Origin of the sequence: Fervidobacterium nodosum Rt17-B1 (assembly GCF_000017545.1) — a bacterium.
In the GTDB taxonomy this organism is placed as follows: domain Bacteria; phylum Thermotogota; class Thermotogae; order Thermotogales; family Fervidobacteriaceae; genus Fervidobacterium; species Fervidobacterium nodosum.
On the sequence record NC_009718.1, the window covers coordinates 919,763 to 936,532 of the forward strand.

At 35.8% G+C, this 16,770-nt stretch carries 21 protein-coding genes, 7 tRNA genes and 1 other RNA gene; 6 read left to right on the forward strand and 23 right to left on the reverse strand.

Annotation, left to right across the window (positions count from 1 at the left end; all coding sequences use genetic code 11):
• Positions 1–2: 2 nt before the first annotated feature.
• The gene (locus tag FNOD_RS04360) at positions 3–1,106 is read left to right on the forward strand and encodes a hypothetical protein (protein ID WP_011994010.1); all 1,104 of its coding nucleotides are present in this window, start codon (positions 3–5) and stop codon (positions 1,104–1,106) included.
• Here FNOD_RS04360 and FNOD_RS09835 read toward each other — a convergent pair.
• From FNOD_RS09835 to FNOD_RS04475, 23 genes are all read right to left on the reverse strand, one after another.
• Positions 1,062–1,496, reverse strand: a complete 435-nt coding sequence (locus FNOD_RS09835; protein WP_011994011.1) for a rod-binding protein — start codon at positions 1,494–1,496, stop codon at positions 1,062–1,064. The two genes, FNOD_RS04360 and FNOD_RS09835, sit on opposite strands and share 45 nt — an antisense overlap.
• 37 nt (positions 1,497–1,533) lie before the next feature.
• The gene (locus FNOD_RS04370) at positions 1,534–2,535 is read right to left on the reverse strand and encodes a flagellar basal body P-ring protein FlgI (protein ID WP_011994012.1); all 1,002 of its coding nucleotides are present in this window, start codon (positions 2,533–2,535) and stop codon (positions 1,534–1,536) included.
• A gap of 28 nt (positions 2,536–2,563) precedes the next feature.
• Positions 2,564–3,175 (reverse strand): flagellar basal body L-ring protein FlgH, encoded by a 612-nt coding sequence (locus FNOD_RS04375; protein WP_011994013.1) that lies wholly within the window; start codon positions 3,173–3,175, stop codon positions 2,564–2,566.
• Positions 3,176–4,006 carry a flagellar basal body P-ring formation chaperone FlgA gene (gene flgA / locus FNOD_RS04380; RefSeq protein WP_238374617.1) on the reverse strand — a complete coding sequence of 277 codons (831 nt, stop codon included), beginning with the start codon at positions 4,004–4,006 and terminating at the stop codon, positions 3,176–3,178.
• Between the two features lie 284 nt (positions 4,007–4,290).
• Positions 4,291–4,998: a 50S ribosomal protein L1 gene (rplA, locus tag FNOD_RS04385; RefSeq protein WP_011994015.1), complete on the reverse strand. Its 708-nt coding sequence runs from the start codon at positions 4,996–4,998 to the stop codon at positions 4,291–4,293.
• Between the two features lie 24 nt (positions 4,999–5,022).
• Complete coding sequence (gene rplK, locus FNOD_RS04390) at positions 5,023–5,448, reverse strand: 50S ribosomal protein L11 (RefSeq protein ID WP_011994016.1); 426 nt, start codon at positions 5,446–5,448, stop codon at positions 5,023–5,025.
• 100 nt (positions 5,449–5,548) lie between these two features.
• Entirely contained in the window at positions 5,549–6,613 is a 1,065-nt protein-coding gene (gene nusG / locus FNOD_RS04395) for a transcription termination/antitermination protein NusG (protein WP_011994017.1), read from the reverse strand.
• 12 nt (positions 6,614–6,625) lie between these two features.
• A complete protein-coding gene (gene secE / locus FNOD_RS04400) occupies positions 6,626–6,817 on the reverse strand; it encodes a preprotein translocase subunit SecE (protein WP_011994018.1) in 192 nt (63 codons plus the stop codon).
• A 64-nt stretch (positions 6,818–6,881) separates the two neighbouring features.
• Positions 6,882–6,957 (reverse strand) — tRNA-Trp (locus FNOD_RS04405).
• Between the two features lie 51 nt (positions 6,958–7,008).
• The gene (gene rpmG / locus FNOD_RS04410; protein WP_011994019.1) at positions 7,009–7,158 is read right to left on the reverse strand and encodes a 50S ribosomal protein L33; all 150 of its coding nucleotides are present in this window, start codon (positions 7,156–7,158) and stop codon (positions 7,009–7,011) included.
• A 30-nt stretch (positions 7,159–7,188) separates the two neighbouring features.
• A tRNA-Tyr gene (locus FNOD_RS04415) sits at positions 7,189–7,275 on the reverse strand.
• 31 nt (positions 7,276–7,306) lie between these two features.
• Positions 7,307–7,382, reverse strand: a tRNA-Thr gene (locus tag FNOD_RS04420).
• Positions 7,383–7,568: 186 nt separating this feature from the next.
• Positions 7,569–7,994 (reverse strand): OsmC family protein, encoded by a 426-nt coding sequence (locus tag FNOD_RS04425; protein WP_011994020.1) that lies wholly within the window; start codon positions 7,992–7,994, stop codon positions 7,569–7,571.
• 27 nt (positions 7,995–8,021) lie between these two features.
• On the reverse strand, positions 8,022–8,669 hold the full coding sequence (locus FNOD_RS04430; protein ID WP_011994021.1) for a cytochrome c biogenesis CcdA family protein: 648 nt from the start codon (positions 8,667–8,669) through the stop codon (positions 8,022–8,024).
• Between the two features lie 10 nt (positions 8,670–8,679).
• Positions 8,680–9,354: a thioredoxin family protein gene (locus FNOD_RS04435; protein WP_011994022.1), complete on the reverse strand. Its 675-nt coding sequence runs from the start codon at positions 9,352–9,354 to the stop codon at positions 8,680–8,682.
• A 165-nt stretch (positions 9,355–9,519) separates the two neighbouring features.
• The gene (locus FNOD_RS04440; protein WP_011994023.1) at positions 9,520–9,762 is read right to left on the reverse strand and encodes a glutaredoxin family protein; all 243 of its coding nucleotides are present in this window, start codon (positions 9,760–9,762) and stop codon (positions 9,520–9,522) included.
• 44 nt (positions 9,763–9,806) lie between these two features.
• The gene (gene trxB / locus FNOD_RS04445; protein ID WP_011994024.1) at positions 9,807–10,757 is read right to left on the reverse strand and encodes a thioredoxin-disulfide reductase; all 951 of its coding nucleotides are present in this window, start codon (positions 10,755–10,757) and stop codon (positions 9,807–9,809) included.
• A 156-nt stretch (positions 10,758–10,913) separates the two neighbouring features.
• Positions 10,914–11,564: a protein disulfide oxidoreductase gene (pdo, locus tag FNOD_RS04450; RefSeq protein WP_011994025.1), complete on the reverse strand. Its 651-nt coding sequence runs from the start codon at positions 11,562–11,564 to the stop codon at positions 10,914–10,916.
• A gap of 115 nt (positions 11,565–11,679) precedes the next feature.
• Complete coding sequence (locus FNOD_RS04455; protein WP_011994026.1) at positions 11,680–12,447, reverse strand: alpha/beta hydrolase; 768 nt, start codon at positions 12,445–12,447, stop codon at positions 11,680–11,682.
• 73 nt (positions 12,448–12,520) lie between these two features.
• Positions 12,521–13,324 (reverse strand): metal ABC transporter permease, encoded by an 804-nt coding sequence (locus tag FNOD_RS04460; protein ID WP_011994027.1) that lies wholly within the window; start codon positions 13,322–13,324, stop codon positions 12,521–12,523.
• Between the two features lie 29 nt (positions 13,325–13,353).
• The gene (locus FNOD_RS04465; protein WP_011994028.1) at positions 13,354–14,109 is read right to left on the reverse strand and encodes a metal ABC transporter ATP-binding protein; all 756 of its coding nucleotides are present in this window, start codon (positions 14,107–14,109) and stop codon (positions 13,354–13,356) included.
• A gap of 10 nt (positions 14,110–14,119) precedes the next feature.
• Positions 14,120–15,016, reverse strand: a complete 897-nt coding sequence (locus FNOD_RS04470; RefSeq protein ID WP_011994029.1) for a metal ABC transporter substrate-binding protein — start codon at positions 15,014–15,016, stop codon at positions 14,120–14,122.
• Positions 15,017–15,036: 20 nt separating this feature from the next.
• Complete coding sequence (locus tag FNOD_RS04475; RefSeq protein WP_238374625.1) at positions 15,037–15,390, reverse strand: Fur family transcriptional regulator; 354 nt, start codon at positions 15,388–15,390, stop codon at positions 15,037–15,039.
• 214 nt (positions 15,391–15,604) lie between these two features.
• Here FNOD_RS04475 and FNOD_RS04480 point away from each other — a divergent pair.
• The 5 genes from FNOD_RS04480 to ssrA all read left to right on the forward strand — a co-directional run bounded on the left by FNOD_RS04480 (position 15,605) and on the right by ssrA (position 16,444).
• Positions 15,605–15,680 (forward strand) — tRNA-Lys (locus FNOD_RS04480).
• Positions 15,681–15,689: 9 nt separating this feature from the next.
• Positions 15,690–15,779: transfer RNA gene (locus FNOD_RS04485), tRNA-Leu, on the forward strand.
• 26 nt (positions 15,780–15,805) lie between these two features.
• Positions 15,806–15,880 (forward strand) — tRNA-Gly (locus FNOD_RS04490).
• A 40-nt stretch (positions 15,881–15,920) separates the two neighbouring features.
• Positions 15,921–16,008, forward strand: a tRNA-Leu gene (locus FNOD_RS04495).
• A 74-nt stretch (positions 16,009–16,082) separates the two neighbouring features.
• Positions 16,083–16,444, forward strand: a transfer-messenger RNA (tmRNA) gene (gene ssrA / locus FNOD_RS09435).
• Positions 16,445–16,770: the final 326 nt, after the last annotated feature.

Sequence of the window (16,770 nt, forward strand, 5' to 3'; positions counted from 1 at the left end):
CCATGGGAAGTTTTACAATAGAAATCGATGCGGAAAAATTAAAAGATATATTGAAAAAAGCTGATAGAGTATGTGGTACACTTGAGCCATCAAATAGAAAATTAACGTTCTTCCCACAAGAAGGAAAATTGTACCTAATGGCCTCAGATAGTTGCTTTAGAGGTTATTTTGAACTCTCACCATATCTTTTTTCTAAACCATTCCAACCTTTCCAGATATCACTTGATGTTGTAAAACAATTCTCTTCGGAATTGTTAGGAAGAGTTAATCTACTTTTCCAAGATGGTATTGTAACCTTCAAATGCCAGAATGAGATTCTACGTTTGCGTGTCAATTATATAGAAAATATGGCTATCCAAAAAGTCCCGGAAAAAATGGTATTAGTTTCTAAGAAAAAATTTCTTAGTGATTTTGATCTAGCCTCATGTTTTATCGAAGAGGGTAGCAACGTTGATATATTCATTAGTCCAAATAACATAGAGTTAATATCACACCACTCTGGTATGTTATCGTACATAAAACTGGGAACACAAAACATTGAAGAATCGGAAGAAAAAGGAACATTTGAATTTAAGCCGGGAAGCTTTTCTACGAGTATTCCTTATGTTTCAGCAAGGCATATTATAAAAACATTTGATTTAGAGGAAATCGAAGAAATAAAGATACATTTTGATGAACTTGACCAGAAAATGTACATTTTAGGAAATGATATTTTCACCGTATGTGGTGATAAACCAACAGAAACTCCAGAAAAAATAAGAAATCTTTGCAACAGATTTCAAATGCAAGCTAAAATAAACGCAGCTCAACTTCAAAAACTATTAAGAAGGTCACTTATATCCGGTCGCTTCTCCGATACCCAACTTTACACTCGAAACGGAGAGCTTGTTGTAGTATCACAATACGGAGGAATAGCTTACAAAGGAGGAATAAATACAGAAATTAATGTGAATTTTTCTATAAAAATAAAGGCACACCTTTTAAGGAGTGCCCTAAACCGTATGGGAAGTCAAAATGTGTTAATTAGCATTGTTGAAGATTTCGTCCTCTTCTCTTCTCCATCACTCACCAGATTCCTGATTTTGAGAAATGAGAGAGTTGAGTAACTTTAGAGCTTCCGTTCTATAAGTCGTATTCTTCGCAGAATTTATACTCTCTGTGTTTTCTTTTCCTCCTAAACTCCTGTAAATCATATCAGATAAATCTTTTAAATCCGTTTTCGCTGTCTTTAATGCGTATTGTTGCAAAAGCATTTCTCTAAACCAACGCTCACCAAAACTCTCCTGTATTAATCCACTCTTAGGTACAGTATTATACATCTTTTTAAAAATCTCGTATATGTACCACGCTGCAAACTCTTCGGAAACTTTTTTGAGTTGTTTTTGATAATTTTCTGCGTCTTTAGAATTGTTTACATTATCAATATTCAACTGCTTGTTATTATTTTGAGGTAAATTCAAAGTTGTTCTAGAAAGGTTCAAAGGTTTAAGTTCCACATTATCACCCACTTTTACTCAGCAAAAATTTTATAGCCTACATAATTTTGAGCTGAGCAAAAATAACTCCAGCTTTGTACAATTCCTGTACAACCGCGATTATATCTTGTGGAGTAGCGCCTAAGGATTTGAGAGCAGTTATTAAGTTCCCAATAGTAGCCTTTTTATCTCCAATCTGTCCGTTGGAAATTGTTATAACAAAATTTCCGTACGAAAGCACAAAATCAGCTATCCCAATGTCGCCACCAAAAACTACGGTTCCTGTGCGTTCATTGATAACTACCTGAGCTACAACATCAACCGGAACCTCTATTTCTTCAAGTAGTGCGAGAAAGGAAATAACGTCATCCGAAAATACATTTGGAATATTTACTTTAACACTTGCACCATCCAACGCTTTCGCAATGTTAGTACCAAATTTCGTGTTTATAGCTAGTGCCGTTCTTGCCGCGGTTGTAAAATCTGGTTTATTTAGAAGAATAGTTACAGAATTACCGTCAACAATGCTAAATGGTATTTCCCTTTCAACAAGCGCACCTTCTGGTATATATCCAACAACGGGAAATCTTTTTTGTAGATTAACACTCCCTTTAACATCTTCCCCTCCAACGGAAACAGGACCTTGCGCTACTGCGTATACATTTCCATCTGCACCGTACAACGGTGTTTGAAGTAATATACCATTTCTAAGACTTTTTGCGTCGTTGATACTCGCAACTTCAACGTCAAGTCTCATGCCGGGCTTATAAAATGGTGGGATGTCTGCAACAACCATAACAAGGGCAGCATTTTTTGTTTTTAAATCATTTGGATTGACTGCAACGCCAAAGTTTTTAAGCATGTTAGAAAGTAAAGTTGAATTCAGCGTCCCACTATCACCTGTTCCATTCAAACCAACCACTATACCAACACCAAATAATTGGTTATCTCTCGCACCTCTGAACTTTGCAAAATCTTTAATGCGAACATTGACGGCAAATATTGAAGAGTAAATTATTAATGTGATAAATAAAAACATGCTCAATATATTCCTACGCATTTTCCTTCCTCCTGCATGTCATTGAAAATTATTTAAACAAACCAACAATTGCCGATAGTAATAAGCCAAGCCATGTACTCTGTTGTGGATCATCCTGAAAAACAACCTTACCATTTTCCCAAATTTGTGCATTTATCAAATCAGTGGAATTAACTATATTTCCTGGTTTAATAGCTTGAGGATGTACCCAACCCGTTATTATTATCTCTCTTAAATCGTTACCTACCTTTATTTGCTTTTTACCTTCGACAAACATCTTTCCAGTTGAATCGACTTGTTTAACAACAGCGGTTAATTCAACAACAGCGTTAGCTTGACTTTTGTTATCCCTCTTATCAGTTGGCGAGCTATTTGTTGGCAAATACTTACTCAAATCAAGACCTACAAGTTTCGTGCCAGTGTTTATTGCATTTATAAAAGCACCTGTAATGGAATTGACCTGTGAAGATGTAGATATACGAGGTGATTCATATACAACAATCGTAATCGCATCGCCAACCTTAGAAGCTTTGTATGTTCCCATTAAGTTTTGGAATTGAGGATTTGCGGAACTTGTATATAAAGAAGTTGAAAACGAAAAAACACTAATAAATATTGAAATGATTGTAATTGCTTTTACCAATCTAATTAACTTAAACACTTATTTCACCTCCAAAACAATTATCGTTCCATCTTCTTGAATAGTTCCTTTTATAATAACTCCATTCTCAAGATTTTTGACACTGATGACTTTTCCAACATTTCCATTCTCTAAAGCTTGAACAAGTGTTGAAACCATCACTCCACCCACGATGCTAATAGCTTTTACTACTTGACCTTTTACAATCAGTGGAACATCGCTAATATACTTTCCATCTATAATTTCGCCTTTTTGAAAAACTTTATCAGCCATCACGGGTAAATCTTCTTCGAAAACAGGCATTTTATTTAAACTATATATATTGTATTCGACGAATTCAACATCATTCAAACCTATTATCTCTTCCTTCTCTATTCTTCTCTTACTAACCGCTATTTTCCTAATCCAAATTGCCTCATATTGAAGTGAAATATATCCAGCTGCCCTTCCTGATTTTTTGAGAGTAATCCTAACAAATGGGTTAGCTCTGTTAGTTATTTGAACTGAAATTGAGTAATTATCGTGTTCAACAAGAGAACCACTTCGCCACTTTAAATTAAAACTAGTACCATTCAGGTAATATTTACTCAATTCATTAATTACGATATTTTGAATTTCACTCTCAACTAAAATTTTTTCTGATAATTCCAAAGAACTATTTGTAACTTTATCAGACACAATAACAATGGGCACGTCATCAATTACTCCATCAACGTTACCGACACGTTTTTTAATTAAATTGACTAAATAGCGCTTATTTAAAGTCAATTTTGAATTATAAGGCATGTAAGCAACTACTATTTTTTCAAGTACCTCACTTGACATATCTGTTTCTTCAACAAGTTCATTCATAGTGACTACCCCTGGAATAACAGATACTTCCGCTTTAAATGAAACGTAATAACCAAAACTTTTAGTTGTAATAAATAAAGTCAAAACAAAAAACAAAAAATATACCTTTTTTAATTTTATCCAAATCACAGTCACATCACCACTTTAAATTTCAGAATTTATTCATCTGCATTATTATATCATCTAAAAACTACGATTTCCTAAAAATTATCAAAAGAATTTCAGAAAGAAAAAAGCGGAAGGTGTACACCCTCCGCTTTTGAGTTTATTAATTTTGTTCTAAATTATCTCTTTCCTTCTGCTAAAACGTTAAGATCAAGTTTTATTCCAGGTCCCATTGTTGTTGCAACAACTGCCTTCTTTATAAAGTGCCCTTTAACACCTGCTGGTCTGAGAGAAAGTATCTGTTCATATGCTGATTTAATATTTTCCTTAAGTTTATCGGGCTCAAAAGAAGCTTTTCCTACTGGGAAGTGGAGGTTACCTGTCTTATCTGTTCTAACCTCAACCTTACCCTTCTTAAATTCGGAAACAGCTGCTGCTATATCTTCTGTAACGGTTCCAGTCTTTGGGTTTGGCATAAGTCCTCTTGGACCTAAAACCTTACCAAGCTTACCAATTACTTTCATCATATCTGGTGTTGCGATCGCAACATCGAAATCAACAAACCCTTCGTTCGCAATTTTATCTGCAAGTTCTTCTGCTCCAACGTAATCTGCGCCTGCTTGTTTTGCTTCCTCTGCCTTTTCACCTTTTGCGAAAACAAGGACTCTTACACTCTTACCAGTCCCGTGAGGAAGGGATATTGTACTTCTTATATTTTGTTCACTCTTTCTGTAATCAATATTTGTCTTGATGTGGAATTCAACTGTTTCATCAAATTTCGCTGTCGCTGTTTTCTTTAAGAGTTCAACTGCTTCATCTAAAGTGTATGCCTTTTCGCTATCAACAAGCTTTCTTATTTCGTTGTATCTTTTGGAGTGTTTAGGCATATTCTAAGCCTCCTCCCTTCCGCTTCAATCTACAACTTCCAGACCCATGCTGCGTGCGGTTCCTTCGATAATCTTCATCGCAGCTTCCAGGTCATTGGCGTTGAGATCTTGCATTTTTAGTTCGGCGATTTCTTTAATCTGTTGTCTTGTGACTTTTCCTGCAACTTTTCTCTTTGGCTCACTTGAGCCAGAGTTAATCTTTGCTGCTCTCTTGAGCAAGAAGCTTGCAGGAGGAGTTTTTGTAATAAATGTGAACGACCTATCGTCGTAAACTGTTACAATGACAGGAATAAGAAGTCCTGCTTTGTCGGCTGTAACAGCGTTGAACTTCTTACAGAATTCCATCAAATTAACTCCTCTTTGACCAAGAGCTGGTCCTACTGGAGGAGCTGGTGTTGCTTTTCCGGCTTCAAGCACAAGTCTTACCTGTGCAACAACTTTTTTAGCCATAACAACTTACCTCCTTCTGTGGTTTAAAATCTTTCGGGCTATGCCCTCCCACTTTTTGAAAAAACCTAAAAAATTATCAAAATTTACAACACATTATGTATTATATTTTTTCTACTTCGTTCAAATGCACTGTAACAGGAGTTTCTCTACCGAATATGGTAACATTTACCTTAAGTTCTTGCTTTTCTTCATCAACTTCTTTCACTATACCGCTAAATCCTTCGAATGGACCTGTGATAATCTTTACAGCGTCTCCCGGTTGAATTTCAAGCTCAACCTTCGCAACTTGAGGTTTTGCTTGAACTGTTTCTTCGAGTCCTGCCATCCTCAGTATGTAATGCACTTCCTCTGGCTTTAATGGAAGAGGTCTTCCACCTGCCGATACAAACCCCATAACAAATGGCGTACCTCTAACAAATTCCCATGTGTGATCATTCATTATCATTTCAACGAATAAATAACCCGGATATAACTTTTTCTTCTTTGTTTTTTGAATTACAATTTCCCTTCTTGTTGCGAAATCAACAACACTAACTCTTCCTGTACTCTTTGAAAATATCTTTTTACCCTCAGCCAAAATTTGTCCAGCTTTTAATTGAACACCTTTTTTTACAACAGCCGAATTATATACATCAGCAGGTATAATATAAACATCTTCATCACCAAAAGAGGTTCTGACAACAACTTTCTTTACCTTCTCATTTACAATGACTCTTCCATCCATATCACAAATAAATTCATCGCTTGCGGCAAGAAACGTTCCTTGGAAAACGTTAGAACCAACTCTTAATCCGGTAACTGGTTTAGCCGATTCTGGAATTATATATGTCCTCGAAAATTTTTTATCCATCGTTTCAACAATTATTCTTCTTGCGTTTATAACTTCAGAAATAATTCCATCACGTCTAACTTTGATAGAAGGTTCTTCAGCTAACAAATCTCCTTTTTCAACATCGGCTCCGTTGTTCACGTGAAGCTTAACCTCATGTGTAACAACGTGTCTTTCAAGTGATTTACTTGAAGTATCTATAACAGTCTCTTCTAAAACAATAACACGCGATACAAGATTACGATAACCTTGGGCCTCTATCTTTGCCTCAAGGTTCTCTTTAACTTTGTTTTCATACCCGGTAATGGTATGAATTATATACCATTCTTTTTTCATTTTTTAATCACCTCAGAATTTTTGAAGCAAGGCACCCAACGTTCCGGAGAACAACAAGTCAACAAGGAAAAGATAAACAGCTGATACAGCAAGAATAAATAAAACAACTCCTGTAGACGCCAAGAGTTCTTCTCTGTTTGGCCATGTTGTTTTCTTTGCTTCTGACTTTACTTCGGCGAAGAATTTCTTGAGTTTTTCAAGCATCTAATTCACCCCTCAGCAACAACTCTTTCATCAAATCATTTACAAAACAATAAAAAATAAAAACTGGCAGGGGCGGCAGGACTTGAACCCGCAACACCCGATTTTGGAGACCGGTGCTCTGCCAGTTGAGCTACGCCCCTGCGGGTATCGAAAAATTCAGACTCCAAAAGTTGACTAATTATCTTAAAATATTAGACCTTTGTTTCTGTGTGGAATGTATGCTTATTGCACTTTGGGCAGTACTTTTTTAATCTAAGCTTATCTTTTTTGCTTTTCTCTTTTGTTGTGTAGTAGTTTCTGTTTCCACATTCTTCACACTTGAGCCCTACTTGAACTCTCATCTTCGTTCAGCCTCCTAATTATAAAAATATTGGTGGTGAGGGAAGGATTTGAACCTTCGAAGGCATTCTGCCAGCGGATTTACAGTCCGCCCCCTTTGGCCACTCGGGCACCTCACCACGCAAACATAAAAAACTTGAGTCGGGATTTTGGAGCCAACGGAGGGACTTGAACCCTCAACCTGCTGATTACAAGTCAGCCGCTCTGCCGGTTGAGCTACGTTGGCTCGCTTTAAATCACGTTTGCGTTACTTATTATAACTGAGACCTTCAATTTTGTCAACATTTCAGTTATGTTGATTATTGTTAAATTTTTTTCACAGACCTTTTTACCCGTTCAAATGTTTTCAAATGCCGTTGAATATAATACCATAGTTTGTAGATTTTTCAAGAGTTTTTTTAAAGATTATAAATCATTCATATACAATCTCGTGGGAAAATTCTGGTACAGCTTTCTTTAGCATAGCGGAGACCCCACAGTACTTTTCTTGAGATAAATTGACAGCTTTTTCAACTTGTTCCCTTGGTGGTTCACCATTGAATTTGAATATGTACTTCAAGTGTATCTTAGTATAAACTTTTGGATGTTCCTGTGATTGTTCGTACTCAACTTCTATCCTAAAGCTTTCCATATTTTCTATAACTCTCATCTTCCTAAGCAAAGACACAACATCCATTCCTGTGCATCCCATCAGAGAATAGAGAAGCAATTCTTTTGGCCTCGGTCCGGCATCCCTTCCACCAACAGAAGGGTCAGCATCAATAATCAAATCATGCCCTGATAACGTCTTGGAATAAAAGAGCATACCTGAATAAAAATCCATTCTTGCTGTAGCCATATAAAACACCTCCACAGTTTTATCTTTTTAAACTTTCATTTTGCCAAGTATGACGAGTAATCCCATCAATATTATAAATCCTCCACCTATGAATTTCATCCACTTTTCCCAAGATGGTGTCCCAAAACCTCTTGTCAAAATTCGCGCTACCAAAGTACCTATTGTGAGAAAAGGTACAGAAATCCCAAGTGAATACACAAACAATAAAATCATACCCTTCAACAAACTTTTCTGAGCCGCAATTAGTAAAATTGACGCAAGAACAGGGCTGCTACAGGGTATCCAAACAAAGCCAATCGCAAGTCCTAATATCAAACCACCTAATAATCCAGATCCCTTGAACTTCCATATATTTAAAGATTTGCCTTTAAAAAGCTGTATCTCCAACATATAAAGTATACCAAATATTATAATCGCTATACCTATAATTTTTTCGATTATTCCACCAAATTTTACCAAAAAACTCCCAAGAAAAGAAGAAAATGCGCCAAGTAAGGTAAACATAAACGAAAAACCTACAAAAAATCCTATAAGCCTTTGAAACTTTTTGTCACCACCTAAAACGATGCCTATGAAACCAGGAATTAATGGAAGAACGCATGGACTAAAAAACGAAAGTAACCCGGAGACTATCGCAACAAATACAGAGATATCTGGAGTAGAAAGAAGATTCATTTTCGGCACCTCACTTTACAAGAAGCACCCTTATAGCTCCTAATTCAACAAGTTTCTTAGCAACGTCTTCATCTTTTGTAACGTAAACTTTGTATACGTCGATATCTTTTGGTAAATCACTAACTAATTGCGCGTTTTTATCATATTTTAAAATATATTCACTATTAGCTTTGTCAACATTTACTATCTTTGGATAACCTTTCAGATCATCAGATTTCTTTGAGTAGCTGTCGAAAGGTTCTTTGTAATTTTTTTCAACAACTCTGATAATGTATTTAAGTGCTTTTAGAAAATCTTCAGCTGGCATGTAGCCCGGGACTTGAGTTATTGATTCTTTATTCCTTATAAACACAAACGTTGGAGTACCTCTAACTCCGAAAGCAGAAAATAAATCATTGTTTGTGTAACTCTTTCCCAAAAAAGTTGTCTTATAGCTTGATGGTTCAATTTTGACAAAAACATAATTTCCCCTTAAAAATTCTTGAACCGATTTGTTTGTAATAACATCTTTGTCAAACAGCTTACAATAGTAACAACTTGGGGAAGAGAACATTATTAACAAAATTTTATCTTCAATTTGTGAAATTCTGTGCGCTATTCCCAAGTCACTATATGTGTAATCATAGCCAAATAAAGAACTAACAAATAAAAGTGATAATAATAAATAAAAAATAATTTTTCTCATAGTTTTCTCACCTTGATAACCTTGAATTTTTTCATAAATAATCTTGATAAAAACCTCAAAATTGGGCAACTGATTTTCATAATCTCACCTCTTGTAAAATTAATTAATCATCAATAAATATAGGGTAGATGGTATTTTCCCATCTACCCTATTATCTTTTGATTTTTAGCTAATTCCAAGGATTCTATCAATTTTTGCTTTGTCAAAGCCAACAATTATCTGGTTCCCAATTTCAATGACAGGGACACCCATCTGACCTGATTTTCTAACCATTTCTTCCGCGCCTTTTCGATCTTTTGATACGTCAACTTCTGTAAAAGATATGCCCAGCTGTTTAAAATATTCTTTTGCCCTTTTGCACCATGGACAAGTTGGTGTTGTGTATATCTTTATTTTATATGTTGGCATATGCGATACCTCCTTTTCATATTTCTATATTAAATAATTAGAAATTAGAAATATTTCTTTGCTGCATGTTCAACTGCGATTGCGCCATCTGCTGCTGCTGTAACAATTTGTCTGAGTCCTTTAATTCTAATATCTCCAACAGCGTAAACTCCTGGAACATTTGTTTCCATATTTTCATCTGTAATTATGTAACCGTAATCATTCATATTTACAAAGCCTTTGAATATCTCAGTTTTTGGAACTAAACCAACGTATATAAATACACCATCTGCTTTTAAAACTTTTTCTTCTTTCGTTTCATTGTTCACAATAATAACTTCTTCCACTTTATTCGTACCTCTAATTTCCTTAACAATATGATTTGTTATAACCTTTATCTTTGGATTGTTAAGAACTCTCTCCTGCAATACCTTAGCTGCCGTTAAGTATGGTAAGTTCTGAACCATTGTAATGCTATTTACTATCTTTGAAAGGAAATGAGACTCATCGCAAGCACTGTCTCCTCCACCAACGACAACAACATCTTTGTCTTTAAATAGATATCCATCACAAGCCGCGCAGTATGTAACCCCTCTGCCTCTAAACTCTGCTTCACCTGGCACTCCAAGCTTTCTTGGCTCCGTTCCTGTAGCTATAATAAGTACTCTACCTTTTACCTTATTGCCATCATCTAACTCAACAACCTTGTAATCACCATCTACGTAAACTTTTTGTGCGAACGCGTAGTGAATCTCTGCACCAAAATGTTTTGCATGGTCGGCAAACTTTTGCCCTAAAGCTTGACCTTCTATACTTATCTCACCTGGCCAATTCTCTACAACATGGGTTTGTGTAACTGCTCCACCTTCGATAGCTTTTTCAATAACGAGAGCCGTTAAGCCTGCTCTTCTTGCGTAAATTGCTGCGGTCAAACCTGCTGGTCCTGCACCAATTATAATCACATCGTAATATTCTTTAAGTTCACTTCCAGCTGAGCCAATATCAAATAAACCCATACAAATACCTCCTTTCGTTATTTTTTCTATAATTTTTGATAAAATTTCCTAAAAATTCAGGGCACATAGAGTGCCCTGAAATGTTTGGGGGATGGCTGGCCAATTAGCAACAGCTATCGGCTCATTAATTTAAATTGAGAAAATTACTAAGCCAAATTATTCAGCCAAATCAAGAACTTGTTGTAAAAATTGTGGTTCTGGATAAGCACCTATAAAGAACCTATCAGGATTTCTGTTGATAGCAATATGCGGAACTGAAGAAACTCCAAATTGTTCACTAAGGTCGAAGAATTCATTCGCTTCAACAACTTCTGCCGTTACCTTGTCACTTGCAAGGGCCATATTATGTGCTGTTAAAGCCGCTCTTGGACAATATGGACACGTTGGTGTAACGAAAACACTGATTTTAACTGGTTTATCCAAGTTCTTCAACTTTTCAATAGTTTCAGGCGAAAGTTGTGGCTTTGCGCCTTTACCGAATGTGATAATGTCTTGAATAAGGGTGCTAAATTCATGACCTGAAGGGATACCGTAAAACCTTACACCTCTATCTACTCCATCTGAAAGCGTAAGTATAAGGGCAGGTGCGTATTCAACATTGTATTCTTTACCCTTTTCGCTGTCTTTATGATATTTTTCGACAACAATCTTATCTGAAAGCTCTTTTACTTCATCAAGAAGTTGGCTTTCTAAATCACAGTATTCACAATCTTCTCCGTGGAAGAATAAAAGCTTCACTTCATTTTCTAACTCTTTTGCAAATAAATCAACCAAGTACTTCCTATCTTTTTCTGATAATAAACCCATGTAAAACACCTCCAAATTCATGTTCGTTTTTATTATACACCACTTTTCCAGAATTAGGGTTACCTTAATGTTAAAATTAGACAAAATTTGTCTATTTTTATTTTACCATTTTCTCCTATGCCTCAATACCCAAGAACCAATTTTTAACAGCTTCCGTAACCGCTTCTTTCTCAATATCGTTGCTTAACACATGACCGGAACGTTCAAACACCAAGAGTTTTCTTCTCTCTGATCGAATGTTATTATAAATAAATTCTGCAGCACTTAAGGGAACAGTATTATCGTTTCTTGCCGCAACTACCAAGGTATCAGAAATAATTTGTGTAACACTTTTTCTTGAGATTTTCATCAACTTATAAAGCTCTGCGGCTTGTTTGGGCCAGTTGTAAGACCAGTATTCTTTTCTGAGATATTCCAAATCTGGATCCTCGTACTTTTCGTTATTTTCACGTGGCATTTTTTCTTTAAACAAGGCTAGCAAAGGTGTAAGTTTTATTCGATTATCAAATACATGCGTAGCGGCAGCTAATGTGACTAATTTTTTTGGTTTTAATTGAGCTGCCATGATGAGGCTAATTACTCCTCCCATAGATAGACCACAAATATATACTTCTTTACACATCCCTTGCAAATCATAATACGCATCAAAAGCTCTTCTTAGCCAATCGTCTGCGTTTGTCTTTAAGAAATCTTCTCCACATGTCCCATGACCAGGCAGTCTTGGCACGGAAACTGTAAAACCGGCTTTATTTAACTCGTTTGCCATATAAGAAAAATCGTGTGGTGAACCTGTATAACCATGGACTAACAATACCCCTATATCCCCACCTTTCAAGAATATAGGTTCTGAAATTTTTACTGTTTTGTAATTTCCAAAGTCCAAAGTAGCCACCCCCAAAATTTAATAAAATATAATATTATTCATTTAATTATACCACTTTATTCTCTTTTTTCCATTATCTTGAAAGAATCATAGAAACCAAAAGAAAAGAAAATGATGTTAAAACTATTGATGGACCTGGTGGAATGTCAAAATAATAAGCTAAAACAAAACCTATGATAGATGTAGAAAAATTAAATATCGACGCTCTAAAAATCGCATTTTTTATGGATTTTGCGCGAAGTTTTGAGAATACTCCAGGTAAGACCAAAAAAGCCCCCATTACTATTACACCAGCTAATTTTAACGATGCAACAACAACAAGTGATATACTAAGCAAAACAACAAATTTAATAATCTTAGTATTTATTCCATAAAACTGTGCCATCGCTTCGTCACTTATCCAATAAGATATTTCGTATAATTTCGATAGTATAACAATTACGGTAATAATTCCTATAACAGAAAGAAAGTAAATATCACCTTTTGAGATGAGTAAAAGATTACCAAAAAGATAAGACATAACATCTGTAGTATATTTATTTGTTTTAGAAAAAAGTATAATACCTACAGACATAAATACTGGCAAAAGCATACCTATTATAGTACTCTCCGCCAATTGAGACGTTTGGTTAATCTGATATATCAAAAATGCAAAGAGCAACGTTGCAAACATGGCACCTACGAAGATGTTAAAATTCAAAATGAAAGCCAAAGCCACACCCGCGAAAATCGCATGCGCCAAACCATCGCCAACAAATTCCATCTTCTTGTAAACTATTATTGGTGAGACAAATCCGGTTAGTACAGATATAAGAACTGTTGATAAAAGCGAATATCTTAAAAATTCGTAAGTTAAAATATCTTTAATTAATTCCATTTTTTATACACCTCTGGTTTTATTCTTTTTTACCCTTGATGTTCATTGTGTTCATGATAGTTATAATTTTTATCATGCCCACCATGTTCTTTTTCAAAGTGATTATCAGATCTTATCCACAAGTCAAATTCGCCAAAGATTTTCTTAACTTCAGTTATATCAATTTCGGTTGTGGGACCGTGACAATGTAAAGTTTTATTCAAGCACATAACATTTGTGCACTTTTCGAATATCATACCTATATCATGGCTCACCATTAATATCGTTATATTTTGTTCGGAAATAAGTTCACTTAGTAATTCGTAAAATCGTGCCTTCCCCATCTCGTCTACACCAGACTCTGGTTCATCTAAGATAAGAATATCTGGTTTCGCAACAAGCGCTCTTGCGAGCGCAGCACGCTGGTATTCTCCGCCTGAAAGTACACCAACCAATTTCTTACCGTAACCTTTTAAACCAACTCTTTCAAGAACTTTATCAACTTCTGATTTCCAATTTTCAGATTTTCTGATTGGTACCCTAACAAAATCATAAACAGAAATTGGAAATTCCCTATTAAATGAAGCTAACTGTGGTACGTAACCTACTTTGCCATTTATAACCACGCGTCCTTTGTAGGGTATAAGACCAATTAAAGCTTTAATAAGTGTCGATTTACCAGCCCCATTTGGACCTATTATGCCTACAAAATCTCCTTTTTTAACCTTAAAAGACACATTTTTCAAAATTTCAATATCTCCAAACTTTACCTCAAGTTTCTCAACTTCGATAGAATAATTTTTCATAAATATCACCTTATTTACCGCTCTTTTTACTAATAGCTGACTGCAAGACACGATATACTTCGTTAAACAATTCACTTATTTTCTGCGCTTTTATTTTAAAACCAAGCGGATCTAAAATCATGTATTCAGTTTTCAGTTCATTCGCGACAGTTTTTATAGAAGACTCATTAAATTGAGGCCCGACAAAAATCCCAAGTAATTTTTTTGACTTAGCTTTTTTTATTATCTCTTTTATATGAGAAGTGGAAGGTTCTTTACCATGTCCTTCCTCAACCGAAAGAACTTCTATACCATATTTATTAAATAAATACATAAAAGACGGATGCTCTAGAATAACAACAGAACCTTTTTGATTAGCTAAGAGTTTATCTAAATTCTTTGAAACAATCTTTAGAGAGGTTATAACTTTTTTAGCGTTATTTTCATAGTAAATTTTGTTTTTTGAATCAAGCTTGCTTATCTCTTGAACGATTTTGGGAATAATATAGTCAATAAGAAAATCTGGAGCCAACCAAACATGTGGGTTATATCCAACTTCATGACTATTACCAATATCAGATCCATCCCCTTCCGAACCTTCTAATAATTTATCCTTAGGTATAAATTCGCCTAAATAAACAACATTTTTGTAATTCTTCAAATAAGAGTTATCAAGACATAAACCATTTGCAATTATTAAAGAAGCATTTGAAAGCACTTTTACGTCACTTATAGAAGGACTAAAAGTATGCGGGTCACTCCCTGGTTTGATAAGTAACTGAATATTCAATCTATTTCCTGCAATTTCTTTTGCTATGAGATAATATGGGTTTATGGAAGTAACAACGGTAGGGACTTTATCCAAAGCAAATATTAAACCAGCTGTTAATATAAAAAGAAGAAATAAATATTTTATATCTTTTCTCATATCTAAGACCTCCTTTTAAATTATTTTTGGCATTCTTTGCACAAGCCAGTAAAAAATACGAAGTGTTCTGAGATTTTGAATCCAAACTCTTTCTCAATATGTTCTTCGTACTCTTTCATATAGCATTCATCGAGAGGAAAGAATTTTCCACACTTTGTACATTGGAAAAAATGCTTATGTTCAGAATTTAAATAATAGTATTTAAAATCGTTTAAAACAAAGTATCTTACAACATTACTTGCGACCAAATAATCCAATGCTCTATAAACCGTTGTTAAACTTACTCCTTCCAAATTCCTTGACATCTCATAAGCCGTCATTGGCACATTTGATTTACTGAGCAATTCATATACCAATTGCCGATTCTTAGTCATTTTCAATCTTTTCACCCCCATTAAATTTACTATGTTTATGATTGCTGACACAATTATGTGTTGTTGAAAATGAAAATCATTTTCATTTTAATATACCATAATGAAATAATTAAGTCAAGAAAATCAGAAAAATTTTTTTGAACCTCTTGACACTTTTTACAGTGTATGGTATTATTCTTATCGGCACGTGTGAAAACGCGTTGTTCATAAAGGTGACCTGGTAGCTCAGCAGGTAGAGCACCTGACTTTTAATCAGGGGGTCGCGGGTTCGAATCCCGCCCGGGTCACCAGAAATAGGTGCGAGAGTGGCGGAATTGGCAGACGCGCTGGACTTAGAATCCAGTGGGACTGATAATCCCGTGAGGGTTCAAATCCCTCCTCTCGCACCAAAGGAAAGATAAAGCAACCAAACAGAGCGGGTGTAGCTCAGCGGTAGAGCACTTGCTTGCCAAGCAAGGGGTCGCGGGTTCGAAACCCGTCACCCGCTCCAAAAAAGGGAAAAACTAAACTACCAAACTTTGCATTAGCTTGCCGAGGTGGCGGAATTGGCAGACGCACATGGTTGAGGGCCATGCGGTCATTGGGACCGTGCGGGTTCAAGTCCCGCCCTCGGCACCAGCTCAAATAATAAATCAAAAAATAGCGATGGTTTTCCCATCGCTATTATTTTCTAAGGCTTGGGATAAAATTTTGGGGGCGAACGGTTTCGACGGGGGTAGGCCTTCGCAGGAAGCGAGCCGAGGTTGCCCACCGTCCTCGTAAAAAAACGGTGGGGAAAAGATAAGTGCCAACGAATACGTTCCTCTTGCTGCTTAATTAGAATTGGCAGCCGTCCACTATGAGAGTTGGCTGGTCTCTCATAGTCGGGCGTGACCCTACCAGCCAGGTGTTCAGAACGCGCCTCGGGTTCTGAAACACCTTAACCACTGAGGCTAGCCAAACTAAAGCCTGTCTGTGGGCGTTAGTTTGGCGAAATTCAAAACACAGACTGCGCTCGGAGATGCTTGCGGTGGCTTACTTTCGGACGCGGGTTCGATTCCCGCCGCCTCCACCAATATTAGTAGATACTTAATTCAAAATAAAAATTGGAAATTAATTTTTAAAATTTTTGGGGTAAGTGGGAAGTATATCTATTTTTGCGACCTATCAGTCTCCTAGATTACCAGTTGTTCAAGTAAATGTAAAAAAATAAAATTCCAGTAAAATAAAATTTTAACTGGAATTTTGATGCTAAATCTCTGGGAAATTTGCTGTTATCTTGACTACGATTACAATTACATTAATAGGAAGCCTCGCTGGGCTTTCGATTGAAGGGAACGTTCTAAACAATGTTGAGATTTATGGAAAAACTTTCTTCGACTTATTTGATTATCTGGCTCT

What these genes read in the sequence shown, in the direction of transcription:
- FNOD_RS04360 (WP_011994010.1), top strand. Translation starts at nt 3, where the DNA reads ATGGGAAGTTTTACAATAGAAATCGATGCGGAAAAATTAAAAGATATA.
- FNOD_RS04370 (WP_011994012.1), bottom strand. Translation starts at nt 2,535, where the DNA reads ATGCGTAGGAATATATTGAGCATGTTTTTATTTATCACATTAATAATT.
- flgA (WP_238374617.1), bottom strand. Translation starts at nt 4,006, where the DNA reads ATGAATGAACTTGTTGAAGAAACAGATATGTCAAGTGAGGTACTTGAA.
- rplA (WP_011994015.1), bottom strand. Translation starts at nt 4,998, where the DNA reads ATGCCTAAACACTCCAAAAGATACAACGAAATAAGAAAGCTTGTTGAT.
- rplK (WP_011994016.1), bottom strand. Translation starts at nt 5,448, where the DNA reads ATGGCTAAAAAAGTTGTTGCACAGGTAAGACTTGTGCTTGAAGCCGGA.
- nusG (WP_011994017.1), bottom strand. Translation starts at nt 6,613, where the DNA reads ATGAAAAAAGAATGGTATATAATTCATACCATTACCGGGTATGAAAAC.
- secE (WP_011994018.1), bottom strand. Translation starts at nt 6,817, where the DNA reads ATGCTTGAAAAACTCAAGAAATTCTTCGCCGAAGTAAAGTCAGAAGCA.
- rpmG (WP_011994019.1), bottom strand. Translation starts at nt 7,158, where the DNA reads ATGAGAGTTCAAGTAGGGCTCAAGTGTGAAGAATGTGGAAACAGAAAC.
- FNOD_RS04425 (WP_011994020.1), bottom strand. Translation starts at nt 7,994, where the DNA reads ATGGCTACAGCAAGAATGGATTTTTATTCAGGTATGCTCTTTTATTCC.
- FNOD_RS04430 (WP_011994021.1), bottom strand. Translation starts at nt 8,669, where the DNA reads ATGAATCTTCTTTCTACTCCAGATATCTCTGTATTTGTTGCGATAGTC.
- FNOD_RS04435 (WP_011994022.1), bottom strand. Translation starts at nt 9,354, where the DNA reads ATGAGAAAAATTATTTTTTATTTATTATTATCACTTTTATTTGTTAGT.
- FNOD_RS04440 (WP_011994023.1), bottom strand. Translation starts at nt 9,762, where the DNA reads ATGCCAACATATAAAATAAAGATATACACAACACCAACTTGTCCATGG.
- trxB (WP_011994024.1), bottom strand. Translation starts at nt 10,757, where the DNA reads ATGGGTTTATTTGATATTGGCTCAGCTGGAAGTGAACTTAAAGAATAT.
- pdo (WP_011994025.1), bottom strand. Translation starts at nt 11,564, where the DNA reads ATGGGTTTATTATCAGAAAAAGATAGGAAGTACTTGGTTGATTTATTT.
- FNOD_RS04460 (WP_011994027.1), bottom strand. Translation starts at nt 13,324, where the DNA reads ATGGAATTAATTAAAGATATTTTAACTTACGAATTTTTAAGATATTCG.
- FNOD_RS04465 (WP_011994028.1), bottom strand. Translation starts at nt 14,109, where the DNA reads ATGAAAAATTATTCTATCGAAGTTGAGAAACTTGAGGTAAAGTTTGGA.
- FNOD_RS04470 (WP_011994029.1), bottom strand. Translation starts at nt 15,016, where the DNA reads ATGAGAAAAGATATAAAATATTTATTTCTTCTTTTTATATTAACAGCT.
- FNOD_RS04475 (WP_238374625.1), bottom strand. Translation starts at nt 15,390, where the DNA reads ATGACTAAGAATCGGCAATTGGTATATGAATTGCTCAGTAAATCAAAT.